This window comes from Nonomuraea sp. NPDC048916, from assembly GCF_040649575.1.
GTDB lineage: Bacteria > Actinomycetota > Actinomycetes > Streptosporangiales > Streptosporangiaceae > Nonomuraea.
In genome coordinates, this window is sequence record NZ_JBEZFS010000030.1 from 62,616 (window position 1) to 86,214 (window position 23,599).

Genomic DNA, 23,599 nt, shown 5'->3' on the forward strand with positions numbered 1-23,599 from the left:
GGGTTGGTTTTGAGGTGTTTTGATGACTATGGCCGTACGGCCTTCTGGGCCATCCTCCCACGGCCCGCCATGATTGAGCCGCCTCGTACCGGGCAGGTCAGGCTCGGGGCCCCACCGACAGGGGAGGTTGTTGTGTCCCTGACACTGAGAAAACGCCGCGTGGTCATAGAGGTTCCCGCCACGTGGGTGGGCCGAATGAAGGCCCAGGCCGTGCAAACCGGTCAACGCATGGCGCCGATGGCGGACCAGGCCAAGTTGGCCACCGCCCAGCGCATCGAGGAAGCCCGCTACTGGGCCGCACCCAGGCTGGAAGACGCCGCACACCGGGTAGAGGATCAGTTCGCCCCCAGGGTCAGCTCGTTGCTGACCACGGCGGCGCACAAGATCGACCCCAGTCCCGCGAAGTCGCGGCGCTGGCCGGTCATGGTCCTGTTCACCGGGGCGGCGCTGGGTGCGATGGGTTACATGTTCTACCGTCGCAACGCTCAGCAGTGGACGGAGCACATGAAGGACTCCGCCTCGGACGCTTCGCGCTGGGTGAGTGAGAAGGCGGGCCGAACCGCCGACTCCACGGAGCAGGCCACCTCCAAGGTGTCCGACAAGGCGGACGAGGCAGCTCGCAAGCTGCCCTGATCCGCCGGCGAAAGTGCGCCTCCGCGTCCGCGGGGGCGCACTTTCGCGTTCCGCGTGTGTCACCGACGCCAATGTGGGTTCGAGTACGACGGGCTCGTGGGCCACGGGCTGCTTGAGTACTGGGCGCCGGGTCCGCACCCGTCGTCCCCCACGTAATCCCTCCGGAGAGCCCGGCGCTTGTAAGCCTTTCGACGGTTCTGACCAAGTAAGGGTGTAGATCGACGAGGGGAGCATGGCCGGTGCGTCGTAAACAGGCGAAGATCGCCACAGATGCCGTGGCGTTCGAGGCCTTCTACCGGCGTCACGTCGACGGGATCACGCGATTCCTGGCCCGCCGGATCGATGATCCGCACACGGTCGCCGACCTGGTGGCGGATGTGTTCCTGGCGGTGTTCGACTCGGCCCACACCTACCGGCCGAGGCTGGGCAGCGAGGTCGCCTGGTTGTACGGCGTGGCCCGCAACACGCTCTCGGCCGAGCGGCGCCGGGCGTTACGGGAGTCACAGCTGACCGACCGCGTGAGCAGGCGACGGCCGCTGGACACCGATGACATCGCCCGGCTGGAGGAGCGGATCGACGCGGAGCAGCCCGCCAGGCGGGCCTTCGAGGCCATGGCCGGACTGCCGGAGGGCGAGCGGGCCGTGCTCGAGCTGGTCGTCATCGACCAGCTGACGGTCACGGAAGCGGCGGCCGCCCTGCGCATCCGGTCGGGGACCGCCATGGTGCGGCTGCACCGCGCTCGCCGGACGCTGAAGGAACTGCCCCTCGTCATGGAAGGAACCACGGGATGAGTTTCGAGGAGCAGTTGCTGATGGATCTGAAAGCCGAGTTCGCCGCGCGTGAGGAACGACGTCGTCGCACGGGTCGCCGCCTGTTCACAGGGGCGGCGGCGGCCACGCTGGCAGCGGCGGCGGCCATCGCGGTACCGCTGCTGACGGCGGGAAGCCCCGCGTACGCGGTGAGCGAGAACACCGACGGCACGATCACCGTGCTGATCAAAGAGTTCAGGGACGCCGACAAGCTGGAGCAGGACCTGAAGGCGATGGGCGTCACCGCTGACGTCACCTATCTCAAGCCCGGAAAGGCCTGCGAGATGGACCGGGGCCGGCTCACCGAGGGCACGATGCCGATGACCGTCCAGAAATGGACGGATTCTGTTCACCACAAGGCCGCGAGCCTGACCGGCGACAGGGTCGACATCGATCCCGACCACATCGGGAAGGACCAGACCCTGGTGATGGAGATCGCCGAGACCGACGACCACACCTCCGACAAGCCACGGGACATGCTGCGATTCCGTGGCCTGCTGATCGCCGGTCCGGTCAAGCCGTGCACGGTCATCGACGCGGACTACGAGCTCCGCGGCGGCCCCGCGCGCCAGTCGCCCGCGGGAAGCTGAACACCGCCCCTCCCACGGGCGCCTTGGCCCGCAACCTGGTCGACCACGTGGTACGGCTGATCGCCCGGTTTCGGTGAACCGGCAGGCGACCTTCATCCGTGTGGAAGGTTGAAGGAGGCAATCATGCTCACACGCCGTGCATTGATCACCCGGAGTGGCGCCGCGGGCGCAGGAGTCGTCTTCCTGTGGACGAGCCCGGCCGAAGCGGAGTCGGAGGCCGCGAAACCGATCCTGGCCAGGACCAAGAACATCCCAGTAGGCGGCGGAAAGATCATCAAGGGTAAGTACGTGATCACCCAGCCGAAGAAGGGCGTCTTCCGGTGCTTCAGCGCCATATGCACCCACCAGGGCTGCGCGGTGGCGAGCGTGAGCCACAACCGGATCAACTGCCCGTGCCACGGCAGCAGGTTCAGCGCCTCCACGGGCAAGGTGATCAACGGTCCGGCCAAGCGGCCGCTCACCCGTAAGCAGATCAAGGTGGCGAAGGGAGTGATCCGGCTGGCATGACCAGGTGGCGGGCACCGGCCTGAGGGTCGGAGTCAAGCAGGTCTGAGGGATCGGGTCGGGCAGGTCTGAGGGAGCGCAGGTCTGAGGGATCGAGGTCAGGCAGGTCTGAGGGATCGGGTCAGCCCGGGAGACCGTCGAGTTGCAGGAAGGCGCGCTCGATGAGCTTCCGGGTGACGTCCTCCGGGTAGGGGAAGCGGCCGATCAGGTCGCGCAACCCCTCCACGTGTGCCCGCCTCGCCAGCTCGGCCGAGGCGACGAGGTCGGCGCGCTGGCTCTCCACGAACGTCCGGCCGACCACGGCGCCATGACCGGGCACGATCACCTGGTCGGGCAGCTCGGCCAGCATCGCGGCGGTCGTGGCGGGCCAGTCCAGCGGGTACGAGTCGCCGAACGCCGGAGGCGCCCCCTCTTCGACCAGGTCACCGACGAACACCACTCCGGCGTCGGGCACCTGCGTGACGACGTCGTTGCTGCTGTGGCCGAGCCCGAAGTGGCGCAGCCGCACGGCCCGGCCGCCGATGTCGAGCGTGGCCCCGGTGGCGAAGGTGTGGTCGGGTGGCACGATCTCCACCTCCTCCACCTCCTCGCGGCGCTCCGGCGGCAGGAAGCCGGTCACGTTGGCCCGCTGCTGCTCGCCGTACAGCTCGATCTCCTCGACGCACCTGACGTGGCCCCAGATCTCGGCGGGACGGAACAGGGCGTTGCCGAAGAAGTGGTCGAAGTGGGAATGGGTGTTGACGACCGTCCAGGGGCTGCTCGTGATCCTCCTGATGGCCTCGATCAGGTCGGCGGCCTCACGGTGGGACATGCGGGTGTCGACGACCAGGCAGTGCCCGTCGCCCACGACCAGGCCCACGTTCAGGTCGAACGACTCGTGCCGGCGGACGTAGACCCGGTCGCCGACCTCCTGCCACTGCTCGTTCATGGCACGAAACCTTACTGATTAGTCGATCACTCCTGAACGAATCCACGCATCCCGTGTCGATCCGGCCAGGGTCCGTTCGTACAGAGGGTGAGCGCCCTCCAGGTGGGCGCCCCGGAACGGAAAGGACCCCGATCATGCGGAAGATCAGCGTGTTCAACAGCGTGACCTTGGACGGCGTCATGCAGGCGCCCGGACGGCCGGACGAGGACCCGCGTGACGGGTTCGAGCACGGCGGCTGGGCGCAGCCGTACAACGACCCGGTCATGGGACAGGTGGCGGGCGAGGGGATGTCCCGGTCGGGCGCCCTGCTGTTCGGGCGGCGGACGTACGAGGACTTCGCCGCCGTGTGGCCGAACCAGCCCGAGCCCAACCCCTTCACGGCGGTGCTCAACCGCATGCGCAAGTACGTGGCGTCGACGACGCTGCGCGAGCCGCTGCCGTGGGTCAACTCCACGCTGCTCAAGGGTGACGCGGTGGAGGCCGTGGCCCGGCTCAAGGAGGAACCGGGCGACGACCTCGTGATCCTGGGCAGCGGGGAACTGATCCGGTCATTGACGCGGCACGACCTGATCGACCAGTACGTGCTGCTGATCCACCCGTTGTCGCTCGGCTCCGGGCGCCGGATGTTCGAGGCCGGCCTCGCTCCGGCCGCGTTCCGGCTCGTCGACTGCAAGCCGACGACCACCGGGGTGCTGATCGCGACCTACCAGGCGGCCGGCGGCTGATCGGCCGCCGGGAGGAGGGTGCCGAGCGGTCCGAGGTCGAGGTTGAGATCCGACGGCGACAGGTCGAACCGCTCGCACAACTCGGTCATGGCCTCCTCCAGGCGCATCAGGGTCAACCCGACCGCTTCGAGTTGCTCGGGGCTCAGGTCGCCCTGGTCCATCCGGCGCACACACTGGCGCTCCACCAACTGACGGACGAGCTCGACGAGGGTGAGCACGAGGCGGCTGAGATCACGCTCCACGGAGTCGGCGTCGGTCTCCAGCCGCCACTCACCCGGCTTCGAGCCGCGCCGCTCACTCCTCGACGCCGTCATGGCGCATCCCTCCGTCGATCGCGTCGGTCTCCCGTACGGACACGAGCAGCGCGCGCAGCGAGATCCGTACGAGATCGATGCCGGAAATGGACAGGACCACATCGCCCGTCACGACCACCCCGCACGCCAGCATGCGGTCCAGCAGGTCGACGAGCGCCACCCGTTCGACGGGCAGGCGGCCCTGGGCGGCGAGGCGCCCGCCCCGCGGCTCAGGGAGCGGCACCGCGCGCCGCCTCACCCTCCAGCGCCGTGAACGAGTAGGGCGCCCAGGGGCCGACCAGCTCCACGGTGACACCGTCGCCGTCGAGGCCGCCGAGCACGCGGGCGAACTCGTCGGCACGATCCTCGTCCACGAGGTAGGCGCCGTTGAGCACCATCTGCTCCTCGCGGCCGGAGAGCTGGGGATCCTGGGCACGATGGAGCCGGCCCTCGACGGCGACGGCCATCAGGGCCTCGTGCACGGCCTCGGCCCGCGCGGCCGCCCGCCGCCACGCCGCCTCCCGGCCGCGCAGGCCCGCCCGGCGGCGTTTCAGGTAGGCCAGCCCCGGCCGGTCGTCCTCCGGACCGCTCTCGTCCGCGGGCGCGCTCTCGTCCGGCTCGGCGTACGCCTTCACCGCCCACTCGGACCGGCCCGCGACGCGGGAGAGCACCGCGACGAACCCGTCATGCCGCTCGTCGAGCAGGTGACGGAGCTGGTCTTCGCCGTGGTAGACGGTCACCAGCCGGACCGGGGCCGTGGGAAGCACCCGCGCGACGGCCTCCACCACCTGGTGGTGGCCGCGGGCGGTCTCCTCCAGCCAGGTCAGATCCTCCATCGAGCGCCGCAGCCGCTCCTCGCCGAACTCGTCCAGCGAGACCAGGCTGTAGAGAGCGACGAGACCCCGGTGCGCGAGAGAGCGCACCGGCAGGCCCGACACGCCGGTCAGGCCCTCCGGACAGGCGTGGTCTTCGTCACGCGTGACCGCGTAGAGGTAGACGCCCTCGTCACTCGGCATGCTCGGCCGCCTCCGGCGAACGCTCGCGGACCCGCCCGCCCCGGCCCTCCCCGCTGCGCAGGGCCAGCGTCTCCTCCAGCGCCGAGAGCCGCCGGCGCAACCTGCGGTTCTCGTCGGCCAGCTCGCGGTCGCCGCCGGTGAGCCACGGATCGTGCTCCCACCAGTCGATCCCCATCTCGCGAGCCGTGTCGACCGAGGCGATCAACAGGCGCAGCTTGATGGTCAGCAGCTCGATGTCGAGCAGGTTGACCCGGATGTCGCCCGCGATCACCACGCCCCGGTCGAGCACGCGTTCCAGGATGTCGCCGAGGTTGGCCGACTCCCGCCCGCCGGGAGTGCCCGGAATGGAGGACTGACGCAGGTAGGGGCTCGACCTCATCGGGGCGGTCACTGGGCGCCCTCGCCGACGTCGCTGCTCCCCCGCTTGTAGCGGCGTACCCGGCGGTAGGCCAGCAGGTCGCCCTCCATGTCGAATTCGGCCTCGTACAGGGCGAGGATGTCTCCGGACGACGGGATCCGCCGGTCTTCGACGATCTCCACCCCGACCAGCCATCCGTCGTCGGTCGGCTCCACCAGGGTGACTCCTTCGGCGTCCTTGCCGGTCAACTTGCTGATCTGGCTCAGCCCGACCGCGCCGGCGTCGGCGGCCGACAGCTCCCGCGACCGCTTTCGCGGCTCCTCGGCGTCCTCTTCCTCAACGTCCGCTTCCTCAACGTCCGCTTCCTCAACGTCCTCTTCCTCAACGTCCTCTTCCTCGACGTGGTCGTCCGTCCTGTCGTCGTGCTTGGTTCCATGCCTGACAGGCACGAAATCACCCCCGCTTCCCCCGAGTGCGGCACCGCTTGGGGCCTCACTGACCGAGCATCCCCCGCAGAATCTCGTCCACCGCCCGGGTCTCCTCCTCCTCGGAGATCCGGCCGGCGGCCCTGGCCTCCTCCACCTCCTCCAGGCGGCGCCGAACCGCCGCCGGGTCGTGGAGCTCGCGTTCGACCTGGTCACGCAGGAGTTCGCCCAGCTTGACAACCCCGTAGACCGGCGCGAGCGGCCAGCCAAACAGCAGCGTCCCCAATCCCATCAGATCTCACTCCTCCCGCTCGTCACCCTTCACTCCGCGGTGGTCGCCACGAAGTCGTACGGCGCCAGCGGGCCGAGGAGACGGAGCTCGACGCGTCCCGCCCATTCGCCGGCCAGCTCGTCCAGGACCTGTTCGAGCTCGGCCTGGCGGCTGCTCTCCATGAGCAGGGCGACGTGCGCGGCGTCGCGCTCATGCGTGGGTTCGCGGATGGCCACCGCCTCGCACAGATGCTCGACCTCGTCGAGCAGTGTGTCGGTGTCCAGCTCGCGCTTGGCCGCGATCATCTGTTCGATGATCTCCCCGAGCCGCATCCGGGCGTTCCGGGTCAGCTCCTCGGGACGGCCGTGGATCTCCTTCCTGAGCCGGGCCGCCTCCTTGTTCGCGTTGAGCACCTCCAGCAGGATCGCCCGCTCGACGTACCTGGCCTTGACCACGTACTCCGCCCGTCCCTCCAGCTCCTCCAGAGCGTCCCGGAACTCGTCGTGGTAGGGGGTCAGCAGCTCCTCGACCACCGCTTCGGGGCTCGTGAGCACCGCGCCGAAGCGCAGCGGCAGCACGGGCACCTCGGCCGCGGTATCGTCCAGCAGCTCCGCGTGCCTCTGGAGATCCTTCGGCCTGCCCAGCGGGCGGTCCACCCGCACGTCACTCACCAGGGCGCCGATCTCGCGATAGGTCAGCAGCTCCACCTGTCCGGGCGGGTCTCCCACCCCCTGGGTGCCCGGGGTCACCTCCACATCGCCGGGTACGATCCCGTACACGTAGGATCCGACGCCGTTGCCGCTCGCGTCGGCATCGGCCTCCTGAGCTTCGGCGGACCGCATGCGTCGAGACACCTCACTCCTCCTCTCGCCGGTGCGCACGGCGTGGCTTGTCTTCACGCTCGGTGGAGGTGCCGGCCACGAGGTCCTCCAGCTTCTCGCCAGCCGCCTCCAACGTCCCCTGCACCGTCTCCTTGCCCTGCTCCACGGCCCGCCCCTGCTTGACGTCCTTGACGAGCTCCGGCAGCCCCTTCTCGCCCGTCTCCGAAAGGTCCAGCCGGTTGACCGCCTCCGCGAAGCGCAGGTAGGTGTCGACGCTGGCCACGACGATCCGCGCGTCGATCGTCAGCACCTCGATGCCGACCAGCGAGACGCGGACGAAGGCGTCGATGACCAGGCCCTTGTCGAGAATGGTGTCGATGACGTCCGCCAGGGCCGTCGCGGAACCACCGCCGGCCGCCGTTCCGCGATTCGCGGGTTGCATGGTCATGTCGTGTCCCCTGGTGATCGCCGGCCGGGTCTTCCACCGGCCGGGTCCTACTCGGCGCGGGTGTTGCGCCGCCGGACCGGGCGTTCCCGCTGGCGAGTGCTTCCCCTCTCGGAGCGGCGCGCGCTCGCGGGCCTCCGCTCGGGCTCCTCTTCTTCCTCTTCCAGTTCCGCCTGTTCCGGCTCTGGCCGTTCCGGCTCTGGCCGTTCCGGCTCTTCCTCTTCTTCCTCGAACCCCTCAGCGGCCTCTTCGCCCTCCGGAGTGGCCGCCTCGGGCTCACGGTCCTCTTCGGGCCGCTCTTCCTCCGTGCCCTCGGCCTCCTTTTCCTCCCGCAGGGCCGTTTCGTGGTCCTTGACGACCTCGCTGTCGCGGATCTCCCCCCGCCAGCCCTCGCCCACCTGGTCCGGGTGCAACAGGAGATGCGACATCACGTGCCGCCTGAAGTGCTTGAGTTCGAGCCGTACCCGTCGCCCCTGGGCCCGCCACAGGTTGCCGGTGCGCTCGAACAGGCCCTGCGGGTGGTACTCCAGCACCACCAGGATCTTGGTGAGATCAGGAGTGGCCTCGTGGAACGTCACAGCCCCGTCGACATGCCCCTTCGGGCCCTCGGATCGCCAGATGATGCGCTGGTCCGGGATCTGCTCGATGATGTGCGCCTTCCAGCTCCGGTGCGACCAGAAGATCTGCGCCTTCCAGCTGAGCTCCTCGTCGGAGTCCTGCTTGACGTTCTCGACCTTCTTCATGAAGGTCGGGAAGTCCTGGAACATGGTCCACTGGTTGTAGACCAGGTGTCGGGGGGCGCCGACGTCGATCGTTTCCACGATGTTGGTGACCTTCTCGTGGCCGCCCTTCCCGCCTTTGCCCCCCTTGCCACTGAACAGCCCTTTCAGCGCGCCTTTGACCCCGCCTTTCAGGGCGCCGCCCACCACGCCGCCGGACCCCGCCGAACCGGCCACCGCGCCGAGCAGGCCCTTCCCGCCGCCCTCGGCGTAGTCGGTCAACCGTCCGGTGAGCCCCTCGATCCTGTCTCCGGCGGAGCTGAGCATCCGCTGGCCCGCCGCCTGGAGCAGGTTCCGAACTTCCTGCTTGAGCCGGTCCGTCGGCAGGCCGGCGGCGAGCCCTTGGCCGACGTCCTGAACCGACCCGGCGACTCCCTGGCCGGTGTCCTTGACCGTCTCGGCCGTTTCCGCGGCCTTCCCGGCCGCTTCCTGACCGGTTCGCCGCACCGCTTCCTTGAGCCGTCCGGCTCCCGCTGTTTCTTCAGCCACCTGCCTCACCTCCGTGAGCGGCCGATCCGTGGGACAACCGCATTTGCCGCTGCGCCGGTCTCCCCCGACTTCCCCCTGAGCGCGACAAAGAATCAAATATCGGCGAAAAGTAGGACAGAATTGGCGCGAGAGAAACCGGTGATTTGCGGCCGCCGGAGCGCTTCGGCGTGGCACACCCCCCATCGCCGCTTGATCGACATAATGAGACGAACGGCCTGTTCAGAACGGGTGTCCTCGTCCACGGCCGCCATCGTCACCGGCGTTTCCGCCGCTCCGCGCGAGCACACCGCCGATGCTTGGGCGTCCGTCCGTCAGGAGGAAGAGATGCGTGCCTTCTTGGGAATGGCACTGGTCGCCGCTCTGGTGATGGGCCCGGGCCAGGCGGCCGGGGCACGCACCGACCCGCCGACCACCGACGATCAGCCTAAGGACGACTGGAAGAAGCTCACCTCGCTGCGGGTCCTCCCGGAGTGGCCTCGCCAGAACGACGTCGTCCGGATCTTCGTGCACTGCCCTACCGAGGCGAACCACGCGATCATCGGCTCCACCGCGTTCACCCTCAAGGGCTCATGGCGGCTCTACCGGGAGGTGGGACTCGGGCTCTCCGACCGCGGGCTCGGCCGCCGCAGCGTCATCATCTCCTACTACGCGCTCCCCGGCCATCACCAGGTCCGGATGAAGTGCGTGAAGGTCACCATCAACCACAAGACCCGCATCCGGAAGATCCGGGTGATCAGCCGGTGCACCGTTCCCCTGACCGTCCGCAGGTTCAGCCTCTCCCGGTTCTTCTGAAGGATCCAGGTCGGCGAGCAGGCCGGGAACGGGGCGGTGCCGGCGCGGTTCCGGCGGCGGCCGCCAACGCGACTCGATCTCCTGCCGGTTCAGTCGCCGCCCGGGCGGCGGGCGGCCCGCTGCGCCATCCAGTCTGGAAGCATGCGCTTGCTCAGATCCCATCCCTCAAGCACGTCGCGGATATTCCGGTAGCCCAGGTAGGGAAGTTCGACCTCCCGGTACGGGATCTCGTCCAGCACACCCTCTGCCGCTCGCAGCCGGTGATTGCCGTCGACGACGAACATCCTCCCCTCGTGTGACACCACGGCGATCGGCCGGCCTTTGTACCCGTCTTTCCGCATGCTCTCCCGGAGGATCACGATGTTCTTCTGGCCGTACTCGCTCGCGGGCGGGTCGGTGGGTTCGAGGTCGTACGGCGAAGCCTTCCGAACATCCTGCGGCGCCGCCTTCGCCGCCTGGGCCGGTGCGGCCTTCGCGGCTTGAGGTGGCACCACGACCGGTGGCGCCGGTTTCCCGGCGGCGGGGCGGCGGGCGCGGAGGATGCGGCGGAGGCGCGTTTCCACGCCCCGGACCAGGGCGTTGCCGAGGAACCGTTCGATTCCGTGCCGGAAGACGGCCAGGCAGCGCTGGGCGATGCCCCGGAGACCGGCGATGACCACCCGGATGTTCAGCAGCGCGACGCCCCCGGCGAAGGCGGCGGCCACGAGGACGGCGGCCATGAGGCCCGCCAGCACCAGGAAGGTCCGTTTGACGACCTCGACGACGGTGGCGGACACGTCATGGAGGTCGGCCAGCGCGTGCAGGGTGGTGGCGAGGCTGGGCAGGTGCCCGGAGTCGTCGCCCTGATGCTGGTAGTCGGTCCAGAAGGCGGTGGCCGCCGTGATGTCGTCCCCGGCGTTGTTCGTGGTGGCGTGCCCGATGGCGTAATGGGCGAGGGGGATGACATCGGTGGTGAGGGAGTGCCCGCAGGCCCGGTAGGCCGCGGCGCACTCGCGCAGCCGGACCTCGTCCTCGGTGGGCCACGGGACACCCAGCATCGCGAAGGCGGTCTCCAGCGCGGGCGGGAGCATCAGCCCGCGGTCCTCGCCGCCGCTGGTCGCGGGGACGGCCACTCCGGCCACGTCTTCCTCACCGCGCCCCGTCCCGCCGGCCGGGAAGGCGGGCGAGCCTGGTGGGGCCTCGACCGCGGAGGGCAGGGTCGAGGTGGCCGTCCCCGCGACCGACGTCGTCCCTGCGAGCGACGTCGGGCCCGCGGCCGACGTCGGGCCCGCGAACGAGGTCGGGCCCGCGAGCGACGTCGGGCCCGCGAGCGACGTCGGGCCCGCGAGCGAGGTCGTCCCTAGGGCCGAGACGGCGACCAACGCGGCGTGCTGGGCGGCGGCGTGGCGGTCGGCCATCGCCTGGAAGCCCGCGCCGCTCGCGCCGAGGTTGGTCCGCAGGTGTCCGCAGGCGTCGCCGAGCAGTTCGTTGACCTGGTCCATGACGATGCCGATGACGCCGATGCCCCAGGGCGAGCGGGTGCCGCCGGCGGTGGCTGCCAGCAGAGCCTCGGTGTGCCGGCCGAACAGCTCGGCCGACTCCCCCAGCCCCCTGGAGGCTCGGACCAGCGACGCCTCATGTACCTGCATCGTCCCCGTCCGTTGGCATGAGGTGTGCGGGCCGTCAGCTGTTTCCCGGCCGGGTGAAGCCCAGCCGTGGGGATCCGTAGTTGCCGTAGTCCGAGATCTTGACCACGGTGGTCGAGTTGGGGGCGTGGATCATCGTCTGCTTCTCCGGATCGAGCACGATGCCGACGTGGTCGGCGGTGCCGTCTCCGTCGTTGTCGAAGAAGATGAGGTCTCCGGCCTGGACGTCGCCATCGGGGATGCGTGGTCCATGCAGCCACTGGTCCTGGGCGACCCGGGGGAGGTCGATCCCGGCCGCCTCGTACGCGCGGAGCGTCAGGCCGGAGCAGTCGAAGCTGTTCGGGCCCTCCGCGCCCCACACGTAGGGGTCGCCGAGTTGCGCGAGCGCGTAGTCGAGGATCTTCTGGGCTTCGGGGTTCTTGGCGAGATCCTTGGCGTTCGCCGGCACCTGGATCTCCTCCGGCCGGTAGGTGCGGCTGCCCGAGCCGCCGCCTCCGCCGTTCTGCGCGCCGTTGCCGTTGTCCCCTGCCAGTTGGGTGGTGCCCCTCTCCTTGAACTTCGGGTCCACGATCCAGTGCAGCTGGGGATTGTTCTTCGGATAGAAGTCCTGGTCACCGGGGGCGGGGATGGCGGTGAAGAACTTGACGTCGCCGGCGTGCTTGTCGATTTCGGTGGTGGCCGCGTCGACGGCGTCGATCGCCCGCTGTTTCGGCCCGGCGGCCCGCCCCAGGGCGTCCTGCACCTGGGATCTGATGAGCGACATCGGGATCGAGGTGTCGGACTTCTTGCGCTGCTCGTCCAGCCAGGTGCGCTTCTCGTCGTAGATCGTCTGGACGTCACGCCTGGCGCTCTCCAACGCGTTACCCGCGGCGTCGATCTTGTCGGCACTGCTGGTCAAGGCATTGCTCAGCTGCGTACCGTACTGGGGATATTTCGCCATATAGGTGGTGAAGTTTTCGGCGGCGCCGCCATTCCAGGCGTCGTCCACCGTGTTGACCGCACGCTTGAGGGCACCGGTGTGGGCGGTCACGTCGGTCGCCAACGTCCGCCAGCGCTTCGAGATCTTCGCGATCTCGCCCTGGTCGGCGGTCAGGTCATCGATGATGCGCCGGATGGGGGCGAGGTAGGTGTCCCAGATATCGCTCACGTCTGCACCCGATTGTCCGGATTGTCTGGGTTATCCGCCCGCTTGATATTCGTGACTACCTGGTGCAGGGCTCCCTCGACGCCTTTGAGGTTCTTCTGGGCGTGCCGGGCCTCGGCGTCGATCTTCTCTTCCAGCTTGCCGACGGCGGCGGCGAGTTTGCCTGACTTGCCGCCGAGTGTTCCGAAACAGGAAAGGCTGACAGCCGGAGGAGCCTCGTCGGCCATGCTCTTGAACTGGTTGGAGATACTCAACGCCCTGTCGGCGCAGCCACTCAGGGCATCAAAGTAGATACCGAAGCCTGCCACCAGAGCCTCATCCTCTACGCCCCATAGACAACAATTGCCCCATTTAAGGTAGCACCCAGCGATCAAGAAAGGAGGAGTATCACGGCGGCGTGGTGCCCGATCGACGACAAGGAGGGATTCCTCATGAAGCAGTACCTGCTCAGCGTCTACCAGCCCGACGGAGACCCTCCGCCGCCCGAGGCCCTGGAGCCGATCATGCGGGAGCTCGACGCCCTGGGCGAGGAGATGAGAGCGGCCGGCGTGTGGGTCTTCTCAGGCGGGCTGCACTCCCCGGGCACGGCCACCGTGCTCCGGCTCCAGGAGGACGAGGTGCTCATGACCGACGGCCCCTACACCGAGGGCAAGGAGCACATCGGCGGCTTCACCGTCATCAGCGTCCCCGACCTGGACGCCGCGCTCGCATGGGGGCGCAAGATGGCCCGGGCGGTGGCACGCCTGCCGATCGAGGTGCGCCCCTTCCAGGGTGAGACCGAGGACCGCCACCCATGATCACCTGGCGGCGGCTGGACGAGCGGGACTTCCCCATGCTGAGAGGGTGGCTCCGGCAGCCGCACGTGGCCCGATGGTGGAACCACGAGACCTCGGCGGAGGCCGTGGAGCGCGACTTCGGCCCCGTGGCCAGGGGCGAGGAGCCGTCCGAGGACCTGCTCGCCCTGGTCGACGGCCGGCCGCTCGGCCTGGTCCAGCGGTCGCGGCTGGCCGACTACCCCGACTACCTGGCCGAGTTGGCGGCCATCGTCGACGTGCCCGAGGGCGCGGTGACCATCGACTACCTGATCGGCGATCCCGAGCAGGCCGGCCGGGGTCTCGGGACGACCATGATCCGCTCGGTCGTCGAGCGCACCTGGTCCGAGCTTCCGGACGCGACCTGCGTGCTGGTGCCCGTGTCGGCGGCCAACCGCCCGTCCTGGCGGGCGCTGGAGAAGGCCGGGCTGCGCCGGATCGGCGTGGGCGACCTGGAGCCGGACAACCCGCTCGACGACCGCGTCCACTACCTCTACCGGGTGGACCGGCCGAGCGGATGACGAGCCGATGACGAGCCGATGATCAGCGGAACTCGAGGCCCTCGAACCCGCCGGACGCGCGCCACCCGTCGAGGTAGCTGAAGTACGCCATCGCTCCGTGCGGGTAGCCGACCATGAGCCGCGCTCGCGGGCCCGGGTCCTGGCCCTCGTTGTTGTAATAGCCCGGCGTGCAGTCGGGCGACCCCAGCAGCATCCCGGGCCCCGACAGCAGCAGCTCGACCCAGGCGTTCTCGGCCTCCTCGGAGACCTCGATCTCGTCGAACCCGTGGTCGAGCGCGTGCCTGACCAGCACGGCGATCGTCCGGCCGGCCTCCGTGAGGTTGTGCGGGATGTTGGAGATGAGGTTGGCGCCCTGCGTCGGCTGCACGATGAAGGCGTTCGGGAAATGACGCACGTGGATGCCGTGCAGGGTCCGCATGCCCTCGGCCCAGTGCTCGGAGAGCTTGACGCCGCCGCGACCGGTCATGTCGTAGCCGGTCCGCCGCGTGTGCTCGGTGCCGACCTCGAAGCCGGAGGCGTAGATGACGCAGTCGACCTCGTATTCTCGGCCGGCGACGACCACGCCGGTCTCGGTGATCCGCTCCACGCCCTTGCCGTCGGTGTCGACCAGGTGCGTGCCGGGGACGTTGAAGGCCTGGAGGTACTCGTCGTGGAAGCAGGGCCGTTTGCACAACTGGCGATACCAGGCCTTCAGCTTCTGGGCGGTCTCGTGATCCTCGACGACGGAGTCGACGCGGGCCCGGATCTCCTCCATCTTCTCGAAGTCGGAGTCCTCGAACGCCTCCAGCATCCTGGCCACGTTCCGGTCCTCGGGCGGTAGCGCCATGATCTTCGAGCGGACCCGCCGGGCGATGTCGGTCCAGCCGTCCATCACCAGGTCCTCCGCGGGCAGGCCGCCCGCCTGGTTGGCGGTGAAGCTCTCCAGCCAGCGCTGCTGCCAGCCCGGCGTGGCGATCTCGGCGAACCACTCGGGATCGGTCGGCCGGTTGTCGCGCACGTCCACAGAGGAGGGCGTGCGCTGGAAGACGTACAGCTCCTCACAGGCCCGCGCCAGATGCGGCACGCACTGTACGGCGGTCGCGCCCGTGCCGATGATGGCGACCCGTCTGCCGGCCAGCCGGTCCATCGGCGCCCCCGACGGATCGCCGCCCGTGTAGTCGTAGTCCCACCGGCTCGTGTGGAACGAGTGCCCCCCGAACGACTCGATTCCCGGGATTCCCGGCAGCTTGGGCACGTGCAGCGGGCCGGTGCCCATGGCGACGAACTGGGCGGTGAACTCGTCGCCCCGGTTGGTGCGGACGATCCAGCGGGATCGGCCCTCGTCCCATTCGAGGTCCCGGACCTCGGTGTGGAACAGCGCGTTGTCGTACAGGCCGAAGTGCTTGCCGATGCGCCGGCAGTGTTCGAGGATCTCGGGCGCGTGCGCGTACTTCTCCGTCGGCATGTGGCCGGTCTCTTCGAGCAGCGGCATGTACACGAACGAGGCCGTGTCGCACTGCGCGCCCGGGTAGCGGTTCCAGTACCAGGTGCCGCCGAAGTCGCCGCCCTTCTCGATGAGGCGAACGTCGCCGACGCCCGCCTCCCTGAGCCGCGCGCCGGTGACCAGCCCGGCGAAACCGCCCCCGATGAACGCGACCGTCACGTGGTCGGTCTTCGGCTCGCGCTCGACCCTGGGGGTGTACGGGTCGTCCAGGTAGTGCGCGAACCGGCCGGTGACCTGGAGGTACTGGTCGTTGCCGTCGGGACGGAGACGCTTGTCGCGTTCCTCGAGGTATTTCCGGCGGAGGGCATCTTTGTCGATGACGGGCATGCGTGCTCCGGAGGTGGTGTCCACGATTGCCGGATGCCGGGCGGCGTCCGCTGCACAGCAATTCCAGAATGTCATTCGGGAATCACATCCGACAAGTGCCGCCCGTTGCTTTCAGGCCATCGTCCTGGGTAGGGGAGCGCACATGACCAGACTCATCGATCGGGTACGCGCGTATCTGGGCAGTTCCCAAGGCAAGGAGGCCGTCGAGAAGGCCAAGCGGATGGCCCACGACCCGCAGAACCAGCAGAAGGCCAAGCGGTTCCTCGACAAGTTCCGCCCGCACCACCACTGACCCGCCGCCGTCAGCGCAGGACCTGTAGCAGCGCCTGGTTCCTGGCCGCGACCGGCTCGGACAGGCGCTGCACCACGCGGCCCGTCCTGTCCAGCACCACCAGGGTGTTGCCGGCGCTGCCGGCCACCCTGACCACCAGCCGCCCGTCGGCCAGGTGGAAGGCGCCGATCTGCCGGCCCTTCACCCCGATCGGCACCTTGCGCCCGGTGACCGTGTCGACCAGCGTCGGCGTGAACCACTCCGGCCACGTCCCGTCGCCGCCGGGGTCACTGGCCCGCAGCGTCCGCACGACCACGTATCTGCCGCCGGGTGACAGGCTCTGCACGTGGCCGGCCAGCGTGACACCCTTGACCTTCGCCGCCTTCCCGGTCTTCACGTCCAGCCGGTAGACGCCCTCGGTGGTGCCGGCATAGCCCGCGAGGTAGCGCCCGTCGGGCGACCAGGCCAGGTGACACACGCCGCGTGTGCTCCCGAGCACGCGCTCGCCCGTGCCGTCGGCGTTGACCGCGCTCACCGACCCCGCCGGATTCCGGCCGACGTGCACGTACGCCACCCGCCGCGAGTCGGGCGACCAGACGGGAGACAGGCAAGGGGTGCCGCCCTGCAACCCCCTGGCCGCGGTGGTGACCTTGGCGCCCTCGCGCACCCGCAGCAGCCCACCGGCGGTGATCCAGGCGACCTTGCGCCCGTCGGGCGAAGCGGCGAACTGCGGGCTGTCGCCCGGCCTGGCCAGCACGGTCGAACCGGCGCCGGGCCCGTACTTCGAAACCGTGTAACCCCGCTGGTGGACGGCGTACACGGCGGCCCCGGAGATCGGCGCCGACACCTCGGCAACCGTGGCGACCCGGGCGGCGGGAACGGCCGCCGCGGCCGGGGCGGCGGCCAGCAGCACGCCGGCGCCGAGCGTCATCGCGGCCAGGGTCTTGTGCATCTCGAGGTTCTCCCAACGCAAAGGTCTGCTACGTGTTCGATGCGCGAGGAGTGCTCGGGGTTTACCGCAACAGAACGAACAGAATTATCTCCTGCGACAGCAGCACCACGGACATACCGGGCCACCCGGGAGCGAGCTCCGCGGGGTTAGGGGAATTCCCGAGCCCGCCCCTGGGGCCACACCGCCACCTGGCCCTCTAGCTTCACAACACCGGCAAAGGCAGGAGGCGGCATGGCCACGACGATTCCCCCTGGAACGGTCCACATCCCGGGCGTCGACACGTTCGACGCGGGCGTGATGCCCGACCCGTTCGACGAGCGCGACCTCATCTACCGGCCGATGCTGGGGACACTCCCCGACCGGCTCGACCAGCGCGACGGCAGGTACGTCATGCTGCAGCAGGGCAACTCCTGCACCGGTCACGCCCTCGCCGCCGTCGTCAACACCCGGCTCGGCGGCTGGCACGTCAGCCCGTACATGCTCTACCACCTGGCCCGGAGGTACGACGAGTTCGACGGCGAGGAGGACGTGGGGTCGTCGCTGCGCGGCGCGCTCAAGGGCTGGTACCACCACGGCGTGCTGCCGGAGCAGGCGTGGCCCGACCTGGTCACGTCACCGGCGCCGGATCTCACCGACGCCGGGGTGCGGGCCGAATGCGGAAAAATCCCCATCGGCGCGTACTACCGTGTCATGCCGCTGCACCTGGACGACATGCAGTCCGCGATCGCGGAGCTCGGCGCCGTGTGCGCCTCCGGCCTGGTGCACGAGGGGTGGATCACGCCCGAGGTCGAGCAGCACGACGGTGACAAGATCCACGTCATCCGCCGCCGCGACGGCCACCAGCCACTGGGCGGCCACGCGTACGCGCTGGTCGGCTACAACGACGTCGGCTTCCTCGTGCAGAACTCCTGGGGCACCTCCTGGGGCAAGGGCGGCTACGCCACGCTCCCGTACGAGGACTGGCAGGAGACCGCCTACGACGCCTGGGCCGCCCGGCGCGGAGTGCCCGGCACCCCGCTCGCGTCCGGCGCCCGGATCACCGGAGGGGCCGGCGGCGAGCGTACGGTGTCGGCGCCGGGCCCGGACCCGCTCCTGCTCTCCAAGCACGTCGTGAACCTCGGCAACGACGGCCGCCTCTCGACCGGCGGCAGGTTCGCCAGCTCACCCCAGCAGATCGACGGCCTGTTCACCGCCATGGCCGACCAGCACGCCCGTTGGGAGCGCGAGCGGCCCGGCTACACGACGCGTCAGATCGTGTTCTACGCGCACGGCGGCCTGACGAGCGAAGCCAGCGGGCTGTCGATCGCGCAGGCGAACCTCGGCTGGTGGCTCAGGAACGGCGTCTACCCGGTGTCGTTCGCCTGGCAGAGCGGCCCGGTGGAGACGCTGCTCAACCAGCTGGGCGACCTGGTCGGGGCACGGCTCCCCGCCGGGCTCGGCTTCGACTTCGCCGAGGCGGCCGACCGCGCGGTCGAGATCCTCGCCCGGGTCAACTTCACCTGGGCCTGGCGGCAGATGAAGCAGAACGCCGCCGCGGCCTCGGCGAACCAGACCGAGCCCGTACGGTGGGATGCCCTCAGGTCGGACAACCCCGGCGCCACGCTCACGGCCCTGCGGTTGCGCGACTACCTGAGCCGGCACCCGAACACGAAGCTCCACCTGGTCGGGCACAGCGCGGGCTCGAACTTCCTGGCCGCCCTGTGCGCCCGGCTGGACAACCTGGCGATCCCCATCGAAAGCCTGACCTACCTGGCTCCCGCCCTCCGGGTGGACGAGTTCAAGGCCACGGTCCTCCCGCTCATGCGGAGCAACCGCATCCGGTCGTTCGCCAGCTTCGCGATGAGCGACTCGCTGGAACGCGACGACGTGTGCGGGGCGGGGGCGGTCACGATCTACCGCAAGTCGATCCTCTACCTGGTCTCCCGCGCCTTCGAGGGCGCGCGCGACGGCGGCGAGGTGCCGATCTTGGGCATGGAGAAGTTCGCGGACCAGGCACTGCGGACGGCGGTCACGGCCAACCGCGGGACCATGGTGTTCGCCCGCTCGTTCACGCCGTTCACCAGCCGCTGCGACGCGGCCTCCCACGTCTCCTTCGACGCGGACACGGCCACGATGACATCGGTGCTGCTCCGCATTCTCGGCAAGGACCAGCTCATCGGCCCGGAGAACTTCTACCAGCGCATCTCCTAGAGCGCATCTCCTAGGCAGACGTTCCGGACCACAGCGCCGCCGCCGGCGACGATCCCGCCGGCGGCGGCCTAGGTCGTGGCGCGCTCCTTGGTGGAGTCGCCCCGGCTCTGGTTCTTCGCGCCGCGCACGCGGCCGACCACCACCTTCGCCTGCTGGTCGATGAGCGTGTCTGGTTCGCACGGCTTACCCGGGTCGGAAGCCGGCAGGTCGGAAGCCGACGGGTCAGAAGAGGGACAGCGGCTCGGCCGGCATGGGCTCGGGCAGGGGTTCGAGCTCGGGCAGCCGGCTCCGCACGTCGTCGTGGAAACGGCGGGCGAGCATCAGCGCGTCGGCGTTGTCGGGGGTATGGATGAACACGGTCGGCGAGCGGCCTTCGCGCAGCCATTCGGTGACCGTGCCGACCCAGGGCTGCCAGCCCTCGACCGTGCGCGCCGTGGCGTCCCGGCCGAGATAACGCACGATCGGACGGTCCGTCAGAGCGGACGACCGGCGCGGCACGCGTGGCTTCTTCGTCCACGCGTCCCGTTCGGCGTCGCTGGTCGGAGGGCTCTGGAAGAAGGCGGTGGTGTCGAACGGGATCCACTCGGCTCCGGCCCGGGCGAGCACCTCTTCGAGCAGCCGTCCGGAACGCTCGTCCTCGAAGAACGCGCGATGGCGGACCTCGACGGCATAGCTGTGCGAACGGGGAAGCCGGTGAAGGAAGGCCGCCAGGGCGCCGAGATCGGCCGGAGCGAACGATCCCGGCAACTGGACCCAGAGGGCGTGGACCCGCGGCCCGAGCGGCTCGATCGTCTCCAGGAACGACCGGAGCTCCTCGTCGGCGCCGGCCAGGCGACGCTCGTGCGTGATCGGCTTGGGCAGCTTGACCACGAACCGGAAGTCGGGAGAGCTCTGCCGCGCCCACGATTCCACCGTGCTCCTCGCCGGCGTCGCGTAGAACGTCGTGTTGCCCTCCACCGCGTTGCACCAGGTCGCGTAAGACCGCAACCGTTCGCCGGGAGGCAACGGATGAGGCAGGAAACGCCCCTGCCACGACGCGTGAGTCCACATCGCGCATCCCACATGAAGCCGCATGACCCCGACGCTACCGAAGGTCCTTCGAGAGGTTCGACCCCGAATCCGGGGGCGGCGCGGACGGGGGTGAAGCCGCCACCCGTCCGGGATCGGCCACCGGACAGCGGGGCGGACCGTCCCCGGAAAGCTTCGGTGACGGCTCACTCCCAGAGGGTTCAAAGGTCCGGAAATTCTCACGCGTCATCGGGAAATCGCCTCCGGCCGGCCGTAAAGATGTGGCCACGTCGAATGGCGCTGCGGACACGTTTCAGCTCGGTACCGGCATTTTTCGGCGGCTTTACGGCGTCGCCGCCGACCTTGACACGGGGTTGGCCCGGAGGATTGTCTGAAAGTGCGGCCCGAATCACCCGAGAAACCGGTGATCGGAATGTGCTTTTGCGAATGGCCGGAGAAATAACGGGCCCGACCTATGGCGGGGATGCCTATGGCAACCTACGAATATCACTGCACTGATTGCGGGCGATTCGAGATACGCCTGCCCATGGGGACCGCGACGCCGGTGTCCGACTGTCCCGTATGCCACTTCCCAGCTCAGCGCGTCTTCTCCTCGCCGCACCTCAGCCAGGTGCCCTCGGCCGTGGCGACCGCGCTCGCCCGGGAGGAGCAGGGCCGGGAGTCGCCAGAGGTCGTCACGAGCATGCCTTCCGCGCGGCGCCCCCGGCAGCCGCAGCACCCGGCGCTGTCGCGCCTGCCTCGGCCCTGACCGAGCCCTGACCGGTTCTGGCCAACCGGCCTTGACCGGCGTCGTCTCTCGTGGCCTGGCTCGATCGATCGGCGTGGACGATGCCGCCAATCGGAAACCATCCATCACGAGCACAAGGAGGTGCGTTGCTGATGGGAGCCGTCGGGCTACTCTACGTCGGCGCCGTGCTCTTCCTGAACGGGATGATGCTCCTGAAGAAGATCGACCCGCGTGCGGCGGGCATCTTCAACCTCTTCGTCGGGGCCATGCAGGTGATCACGCCTACCGTGCTGATCATCTCCAATCCCGGCAGGCCGGCGGAGATCCTCACCGCATCGGGCATCTATCTCTTCGGTTTCACCTATCTCTATGTCGGGATCAACCTGCTGGGCGGATTCGACACCACGGGAGTCGGCTACTTCTCCCTGTTCGTGGCCATCATGGCGCTCGGCTACTCGTACGCGAGCTTCCAGCTCCTGGGCGATCCGGCGTTCGGCGTCATCTGGCTTTACTGGGCCTTCCTGTGGTTCCTCTTCTTCCTGCTGCTGGGCTTGAAGCGTGAGCAGATCACCACATACACCGGCTGGGTCACGGCGATCCAGGGGTGGGTCACGGCGGCGATCCCCGCGTTCTTGATCCTCACCGGCTACTGGCAGAACCCTGGCCTGTACGCCGTCATCCTCGCCGTGTTCGGCCTGGTGGTCTTCATCGGACTGTGGCCGCTGACACGGCGGAGAGAACCCACCGCCGCGACGCCGGGTTCGGGCGACGAGACGATGGGCGCCCGCGACCAGAGGCATCGCCCCCGCTGGACCTAGCTAGCACCGCGAACGCAGAGGAGGTGTCGCGACCGGTAAAGGACGCCACTGTCAAAGAAAGGCACTCATCATGCCCAAGGTCGTATTCAGCATAGATCAGTCGATGTCTATGCGTGATCAGAAAATACCAGGCCACAACCGCTGGCATCCAGATATTCCCGTGGCCGACATGGTGCGCCCCGGAGATGAATTCCGAATCGAATGCAGGGAATGGACCGACGCCCAGATCGGCAACAACGACTCCGCGAACGACGTACGGGACGTCGACCTGACCGTCGCGCACGTGCTGAGCGGCCCCATCGGGGTGGACGGAGCCGAACCGGGCGATCTTCTGATCGTCGACATTCTCGACCTCGGCCCCGTTCCGCAGCAGATCGGGGAGGCGCCGGGACAGGGTTGGGGTTACACCGGCGTGTTCGCCAAGGCGAACGGCGGCGGATTCCTGACTGACTACTTCCCTGATGCGTACAAGGCGATCTGGGACTTCCACGGAATGACCGCCACATCCCGTCACATCCCAGGTGTGCGGTTCACCGGCATCACCCACCCCGGGCTGGTCGGCACCGCGCCGTCACCCGAGTTGCTCGCGTCCTGGAACCGCCGGGAGCAGGCGCTCATCGACACCGATCCGCAACGCGTACCACCGCTCGGACTGCCGCCAGTGGCCGACAACGCCATCGCCGGCATGGCGAGCTCCGATGTCATGGAGCGGGTCGCCTTCGAGGGCGCTCGCACCGTCCCGGCGCGGGAGAACGGCGGCAACCAGGACATCAAGAACTTCACCCGAGGGGCCAGGGTCTTCTACCCGGTTCTGGTGAAGGACGCGAAGCTCTCTGGAGGTGACCTGCACTTCAGCCAGGGCGACGGCGAGATCACGTTCTGCGGCGCTATCGAGATGGGCGGTTACATCGACCTCCACGTCGACCTCATCAAGGGCGGCATGGAGAAGTACGGCGTCACCACCAACCCGATCTTCATGCCGGGGAACGTCGAGCCCAGGTATTCCGAGTTCCTCTCGTTCATCGGGGTCTCGGTCGACCACGACACCGACACCAACTACTACCTCGACGCGACGGTGGCCTACCGCAGGGCCTGCCTCAACGCCGTCGAGTATCTCAAGAGGTGGGGCTACACCGGCGAACAGGCCTACCTGATCCTCGGGTCGGCCCCGATCGAGGGGCGTGTCAGCGGAATCGTCGACATCCCCAACGCATGCTGCTCGCTCTACCTGCCCACCGGGATCTTCGACTTCGACGTGCGGCCGAACGCGGAGGGACCCGTGAGGATGGACCGCGGGCAGTGCGCCGTGACGACCTGATCGCCACGGCATGACGGCCCGCGAGCCGTCACCCGGCTCCCGCCGCCGGTTGCCGGAAATCAAAACCCTGCCTGGAACAAATCCAGGCAGGGTCTCGCCGTTCATTAGAGGGCGTCTGGCTGTACGGGACTTCTGGTCTTACGGGACTTCACGGCTTCACGGCTCTCACGGGCGCGCCTAAAATTCTGGCAAAACTATCACTAAAATCTTCCCGGTTCCGCCGGAGCGCGATCCGATCGCCTATATCCCCTTCCGCACCAGGTCCGAGCCCTGTTCGCCCCCGCCAAGGGGTCCGGCCGACCGCGCTTCGGGCTACCCGGCGAACGCTCGACACGGCCCATGAGTATGACAAATCACGGTATCCATTCAGGCCTGTGATTGATCAGGCGTTTTGGGGTGGCATCCAAGGGTTCCCGGCCAGCGCGTCACGGAGAGCATCGAGTGGGTGGACGCCGTGGTTGCGGGCGGTGCCGAGGTAGGAGCGGATCAGGCAGTAGCGGGCAG

General features: G+C 68.8%; 29 protein-coding genes. 12 read left to right on the forward strand and 17 right to left on the reverse strand.

What is annotated here, in order from left to right; translation table 11 throughout:
* Positions 1–195: 195 nt before the first annotated feature.
* The 4 genes from AB0C16_RS28760 (at position 196) to AB0C16_RS28775 (ending at position 2,539) form a co-directional block, all read left to right on the forward strand.
* On the forward strand, positions 196–633 hold the full coding sequence (locus AB0C16_RS28760; RefSeq protein ID WP_357687178.1) for a hypothetical protein: 438 nt from the start codon (positions 196–198) through the stop codon (positions 631–633).
* Positions 634–872: 239 nt separating this feature from the next.
* Positions 873–1,424, forward strand: a complete 552-nt coding sequence (locus AB0C16_RS28765; RefSeq protein WP_357687180.1) for an RNA polymerase sigma factor — start codon at positions 873–875, stop codon at positions 1,422–1,424.
* Positions 1,421–2,032 (forward strand): hypothetical protein, encoded by a 612-nt coding sequence (locus tag AB0C16_RS28770; RefSeq protein WP_357687182.1) that lies wholly within the window; start codon positions 1,421–1,423, stop codon positions 2,030–2,032. The genes AB0C16_RS28765 and AB0C16_RS28770 overlap by 4 nt, the downstream gene beginning before the upstream one ends.
* A gap of 123 nt (positions 2,033–2,155) precedes the next feature.
* Complete coding sequence (locus AB0C16_RS28775; protein ID WP_357687184.1) at positions 2,156–2,539, forward strand: Rieske (2Fe-2S) protein; 384 nt, start codon at positions 2,156–2,158, stop codon at positions 2,537–2,539.
* A 118-nt stretch (positions 2,540–2,657) separates the two neighbouring features.
* On the opposite strand, the gene AB0C16_RS28780 is transcribed toward AB0C16_RS28775, so the two are convergent.
* A complete protein-coding gene (locus AB0C16_RS28780) occupies positions 2,658–3,464 on the reverse strand; it encodes an MBL fold metallo-hydrolase (protein ID WP_357687186.1) in 807 nt (268 codons plus the stop codon).
* A gap of 134 nt (positions 3,465–3,598) precedes the next feature.
* Here AB0C16_RS28780 and AB0C16_RS28785 point away from each other — a divergent pair, with 134 nt between their 5' ends.
* Positions 3,599–4,189, forward strand: coding sequence for a dihydrofolate reductase family protein (locus AB0C16_RS28785; RefSeq protein WP_357687188.1), 591 nt, complete (start codon positions 3,599–3,601; stop codon positions 4,187–4,189).
* Here AB0C16_RS28785 and AB0C16_RS28790 read toward each other — a convergent pair.
* The 10 genes from AB0C16_RS28790 to AB0C16_RS28835 all read right to left on the reverse strand — a co-directional run bounded on the left by AB0C16_RS28790 (position 4,168) and on the right by AB0C16_RS28835 (position 9,328).
* Entirely contained in the window at positions 4,168–4,503 is a 336-nt protein-coding gene (locus tag AB0C16_RS28790) for a gas vesicle protein K (protein WP_357687189.1), read from the reverse strand. The two genes, AB0C16_RS28785 and AB0C16_RS28790, sit on opposite strands and share 22 nt — an antisense overlap.
* A complete protein-coding gene (locus AB0C16_RS28795) occupies positions 4,484–4,726 on the reverse strand; it encodes a gas vesicle protein (protein ID WP_357687191.1) in 243 nt (80 codons plus the stop codon). Before AB0C16_RS28795 ends, AB0C16_RS28790 begins: the two co-directional genes overlap by 20 nt.
* Positions 4,713–5,498: a GvpL/GvpF family gas vesicle protein gene (locus tag AB0C16_RS28800; protein WP_357687193.1), complete on the reverse strand. Its 786-nt coding sequence runs from the start codon at positions 5,496–5,498 to the stop codon at positions 4,713–4,715. The genes AB0C16_RS28795 and AB0C16_RS28800 overlap by 14 nt, the downstream gene beginning before the upstream one ends.
* On the reverse strand, positions 5,488–5,877 hold the full coding sequence (locus AB0C16_RS28805) for a gas vesicle protein (RefSeq protein ID WP_357687231.1): 390 nt from the start codon (positions 5,875–5,877) through the stop codon (positions 5,488–5,490). Before AB0C16_RS28805 ends, AB0C16_RS28800 begins: the two co-directional genes overlap by 11 nt.
* An 8-nt stretch (positions 5,878–5,885) precedes the next feature.
* Entirely contained in the window at positions 5,886–6,305 is a 420-nt protein-coding gene (locus AB0C16_RS28810) for a gas vesicle protein (protein WP_357687195.1), read from the reverse strand.
* 43 nt (positions 6,306–6,348) lie between these two features.
* Complete coding sequence (locus tag AB0C16_RS28815; protein WP_357687197.1) at positions 6,349–6,573, reverse strand: gas vesicle protein GvpG; 225 nt, start codon at positions 6,571–6,573, stop codon at positions 6,349–6,351.
* A gap of 29 nt (positions 6,574–6,602) precedes the next feature.
* A complete protein-coding gene (locus tag AB0C16_RS28820) occupies positions 6,603–7,406 on the reverse strand; it encodes a GvpL/GvpF family gas vesicle protein (RefSeq protein ID WP_357687198.1) in 804 nt (267 codons plus the stop codon).
* Between the two features lies 1 nt (position 7,407).
* Complete coding sequence (gvpJ, locus tag AB0C16_RS28825) at positions 7,408–7,815, reverse strand: gas vesicle protein GvpJ (RefSeq protein WP_357687233.1); 408 nt, start codon at positions 7,813–7,815, stop codon at positions 7,408–7,410.
* A gap of 53 nt (positions 7,816–7,868) precedes the next feature.
* Positions 7,869–9,086 carry an SRPBCC family protein gene (locus AB0C16_RS28830; RefSeq protein WP_357687200.1) on the reverse strand — a complete coding sequence of 406 codons (1,218 nt, stop codon included), beginning with the start codon at positions 9,084–9,086 and terminating at the stop codon, positions 7,869–7,871.
* A gap of 92 nt (positions 9,087–9,178) precedes the next feature.
* The gene (locus AB0C16_RS28835) at positions 9,179–9,328 is read right to left on the reverse strand and encodes a hypothetical protein (RefSeq protein ID WP_357687202.1); all 150 of its coding nucleotides are present in this window, start codon (positions 9,326–9,328) and stop codon (positions 9,179–9,181) included.
* Positions 9,329–9,410: 82 nt separating this feature from the next.
* Between AB0C16_RS28835 and AB0C16_RS28840 the strand changes: the two genes are divergently transcribed.
* Positions 9,411–9,878 carry a hypothetical protein gene (locus AB0C16_RS28840; RefSeq protein WP_357687204.1) on the forward strand — a complete coding sequence of 156 codons (468 nt, stop codon included), beginning with the start codon at positions 9,411–9,413 and terminating at the stop codon, positions 9,876–9,878.
* An 89-nt stretch (positions 9,879–9,967) separates the two neighbouring features.
* On the opposite strand, the gene AB0C16_RS28845 is transcribed toward AB0C16_RS28840, so the two are convergent.
* Genes AB0C16_RS28845 through AB0C16_RS28855 form a run of 3 tightly spaced genes read right to left on the reverse strand, consistent with a single transcriptional unit; the run spans position 9,968 to position 12,955 of the window.
* Positions 9,968–11,506: a ParB N-terminal domain-containing protein gene (locus tag AB0C16_RS28845; protein ID WP_357687206.1), complete on the reverse strand. Its 1,539-nt coding sequence runs from the start codon at positions 11,504–11,506 to the stop codon at positions 9,968–9,970.
* A gap of 34 nt (positions 11,507–11,540) precedes the next feature.
* The gene (locus AB0C16_RS28850; protein WP_357687207.1) at positions 11,541–12,650 is read right to left on the reverse strand and encodes an NlpC/P60 family protein; all 1,110 of its coding nucleotides are present in this window, start codon (positions 12,648–12,650) and stop codon (positions 11,541–11,543) included.
* Positions 12,647–12,955 carry a hypothetical protein gene (locus AB0C16_RS28855; RefSeq protein ID WP_357687209.1) on the reverse strand — a complete coding sequence of 103 codons (309 nt, stop codon included), beginning with the start codon at positions 12,953–12,955 and terminating at the stop codon, positions 12,647–12,649. The genes AB0C16_RS28850 and AB0C16_RS28855 overlap by 4 nt, the downstream gene beginning before the upstream one ends.
* A gap of 123 nt (positions 12,956–13,078) precedes the next feature.
* On the opposite strand from AB0C16_RS28855, the gene AB0C16_RS28860 reads away from it, so the two are divergent.
* Both AB0C16_RS28860 and AB0C16_RS28865 read left to right on the forward strand, forming a co-directional pair.
* Complete coding sequence (locus AB0C16_RS28860; RefSeq protein ID WP_357687210.1) at positions 13,079–13,444, forward strand: YciI family protein; 366 nt, start codon at positions 13,079–13,081, stop codon at positions 13,442–13,444.
* A complete protein-coding gene (locus AB0C16_RS28865; protein ID WP_357687212.1) occupies positions 13,441–13,980 on the forward strand; it encodes a GNAT family N-acetyltransferase in 540 nt (179 codons plus the stop codon). Before AB0C16_RS28860 ends, AB0C16_RS28865 begins: the two co-directional genes overlap by 4 nt.
* A 22-nt stretch (positions 13,981–14,002) precedes the next feature.
* Here AB0C16_RS28865 and AB0C16_RS28870 read toward each other — a convergent pair whose 3' ends face one another.
* Complete coding sequence (locus AB0C16_RS28870) at positions 14,003–15,790, reverse strand: NAD(P)/FAD-dependent oxidoreductase (protein WP_357687214.1); 1,788 nt, start codon at positions 15,788–15,790, stop codon at positions 14,003–14,005.
* A gap of 142 nt (positions 15,791–15,932) precedes the next feature.
* Between AB0C16_RS28870 and AB0C16_RS28875 the strand changes: the two genes are divergently transcribed.
* Positions 15,933–16,082, forward strand: coding sequence for a hypothetical protein (locus AB0C16_RS28875; RefSeq protein WP_357687216.1), 150 nt, complete (start codon positions 15,933–15,935; stop codon positions 16,080–16,082).
* A 10-nt stretch (positions 16,083–16,092) separates the two neighbouring features.
* On the opposite strand, the gene AB0C16_RS28880 is transcribed toward AB0C16_RS28875, so the two are convergent.
* Complete coding sequence (locus tag AB0C16_RS28880; protein ID WP_357687218.1) at positions 16,093–17,013, reverse strand: hypothetical protein; 921 nt, start codon at positions 17,011–17,013, stop codon at positions 16,093–16,095.
* 231 nt (positions 17,014–17,244) lie between these two features.
* Here AB0C16_RS28880 and AB0C16_RS28885 point away from each other — a divergent pair, with 231 nt between their 5' ends.
* Complete coding sequence (locus AB0C16_RS28885; RefSeq protein WP_357687220.1) at positions 17,245–19,203, forward strand: C1 family peptidase; 1,959 nt, start codon at positions 17,245–17,247, stop codon at positions 19,201–19,203.
* A 222-nt stretch (positions 19,204–19,425) separates the two neighbouring features.
* On the opposite strand, the gene AB0C16_RS28890 is transcribed toward AB0C16_RS28885, so the two are convergent.
* Positions 19,426–20,277, reverse strand: coding sequence for a DUF72 domain-containing protein (locus AB0C16_RS28890; RefSeq protein ID WP_357687222.1), 852 nt, complete (start codon positions 20,275–20,277; stop codon positions 19,426–19,428).
* Positions 20,278–21,111: 834 nt separating this feature from the next.
* Between AB0C16_RS28890 and AB0C16_RS28895 the strand changes: the two genes are divergently transcribed.
* Both AB0C16_RS28895 and fmdA read left to right on the forward strand, forming a co-directional pair.
* The gene (locus AB0C16_RS28895) at positions 21,112–21,777 is read left to right on the forward strand and encodes an AmiS/UreI family transporter (RefSeq protein ID WP_357687235.1); all 666 of its coding nucleotides are present in this window, start codon (positions 21,112–21,114) and stop codon (positions 21,775–21,777) included.
* A 70-nt stretch (positions 21,778–21,847) separates the two neighbouring features.
* Complete coding sequence (gene fmdA / locus AB0C16_RS28900; RefSeq protein ID WP_357687224.1) at positions 21,848–23,095, forward strand: formamidase; 1,248 nt, start codon at positions 21,848–21,850, stop codon at positions 23,093–23,095.
* Positions 23,096–23,599: the final 504 nt, after the last annotated feature.

Bases quoted from the DNA above. Each gene is read 5' to 3' on its own strand.
- AB0C16_RS28760 (WP_357687178.1), top strand. From the start codon at position 196: ATGAAGGCCCAGGCCGTGCAAACCGGTCAACGCATGGCGCCGATGGCG.
- AB0C16_RS28770 (WP_357687182.1), top strand. From the start codon at position 1,421: ATGAGTTTCGAGGAGCAGTTGCTGATGGATCTGAAAGCCGAGTTCGCC.
- AB0C16_RS28775 (WP_357687184.1), top strand. From the start codon at position 2,156: ATGCTCACACGCCGTGCATTGATCACCCGGAGTGGCGCCGCGGGCGCA.
- AB0C16_RS28780 (WP_357687186.1), bottom strand. From the start codon at position 3,464: ATGAACGAGCAGTGGCAGGAGGTCGGCGACCGGGTCTACGTCCGCCGG.
- AB0C16_RS28785 (WP_357687188.1), top strand. From the start codon at position 3,599: ATGCGGAAGATCAGCGTGTTCAACAGCGTGACCTTGGACGGCGTCATG.
- AB0C16_RS28790 (WP_357687189.1), bottom strand. From the start codon at position 4,503: ATGACGGCGTCGAGGAGTGAGCGGCGCGGCTCGAAGCCGGGTGAGTGG.
- AB0C16_RS28800 (WP_357687193.1), bottom strand. From the start codon at position 5,498: ATGCCGAGTGACGAGGGCGTCTACCTCTACGCGGTCACGCGTGACGAA.
- AB0C16_RS28805 (WP_357687231.1), bottom strand. From the start codon at position 5,877: ATGAGGTCGAGCCCCTACCTGCGTCAGTCCTCCATTCCGGGCACTCCC.
- AB0C16_RS28815 (WP_357687197.1), bottom strand. From the start codon at position 6,573: ATGGGATTGGGGACGCTGCTGTTTGGCTGGCCGCTCGCGCCGGTCTAC.
- gvpJ (WP_357687233.1), bottom strand. From the start codon at position 7,815: ATGCAACCCGCGAATCGCGGAACGGCGGCCGGCGGTGGTTCCGCGACG.
- AB0C16_RS28840 (WP_357687204.1), top strand. From the start codon at position 9,411: ATGCGTGCCTTCTTGGGAATGGCACTGGTCGCCGCTCTGGTGATGGGC.
- AB0C16_RS28845 (WP_357687206.1), bottom strand. From the start codon at position 11,506: ATGCAGGTACATGAGGCGTCGCTGGTCCGAGCCTCCAGGGGGCTGGGG.
- AB0C16_RS28860 (WP_357687210.1), top strand. From the start codon at position 13,079: ATGAAGCAGTACCTGCTCAGCGTCTACCAGCCCGACGGAGACCCTCCG.
- AB0C16_RS28865 (WP_357687212.1), top strand. From the start codon at position 13,441: ATGATCACCTGGCGGCGGCTGGACGAGCGGGACTTCCCCATGCTGAGA.
- AB0C16_RS28870 (WP_357687214.1), bottom strand. From the start codon at position 15,790: ATGCCCGTCATCGACAAAGATGCCCTCCGCCGGAAATACCTCGAGGAA.
- AB0C16_RS28875 (WP_357687216.1), top strand. From the start codon at position 15,933: ATGACCAGACTCATCGATCGGGTACGCGCGTATCTGGGCAGTTCCCAA.
- AB0C16_RS28880 (WP_357687218.1), bottom strand. From the start codon at position 17,013: ATGCACAAGACCCTGGCCGCGATGACGCTCGGCGCCGGCGTGCTGCTG.
- AB0C16_RS28885 (WP_357687220.1), top strand. From the start codon at position 17,245: ATGGCCACGACGATTCCCCCTGGAACGGTCCACATCCCGGGCGTCGAC.
- AB0C16_RS28890 (WP_357687222.1), bottom strand. From the start codon at position 20,277: ATGCGGCTTCATGTGGGATGCGCGATGTGGACTCACGCGTCGTGGCAG.
- AB0C16_RS28895 (WP_357687235.1), top strand. From the start codon at position 21,112: ATGGGAGCCGTCGGGCTACTCTACGTCGGCGCCGTGCTCTTCCTGAAC.
- fmdA (WP_357687224.1), top strand. From the start codon at position 21,848: ATGCCCAAGGTCGTATTCAGCATAGATCAGTCGATGTCTATGCGTGAT.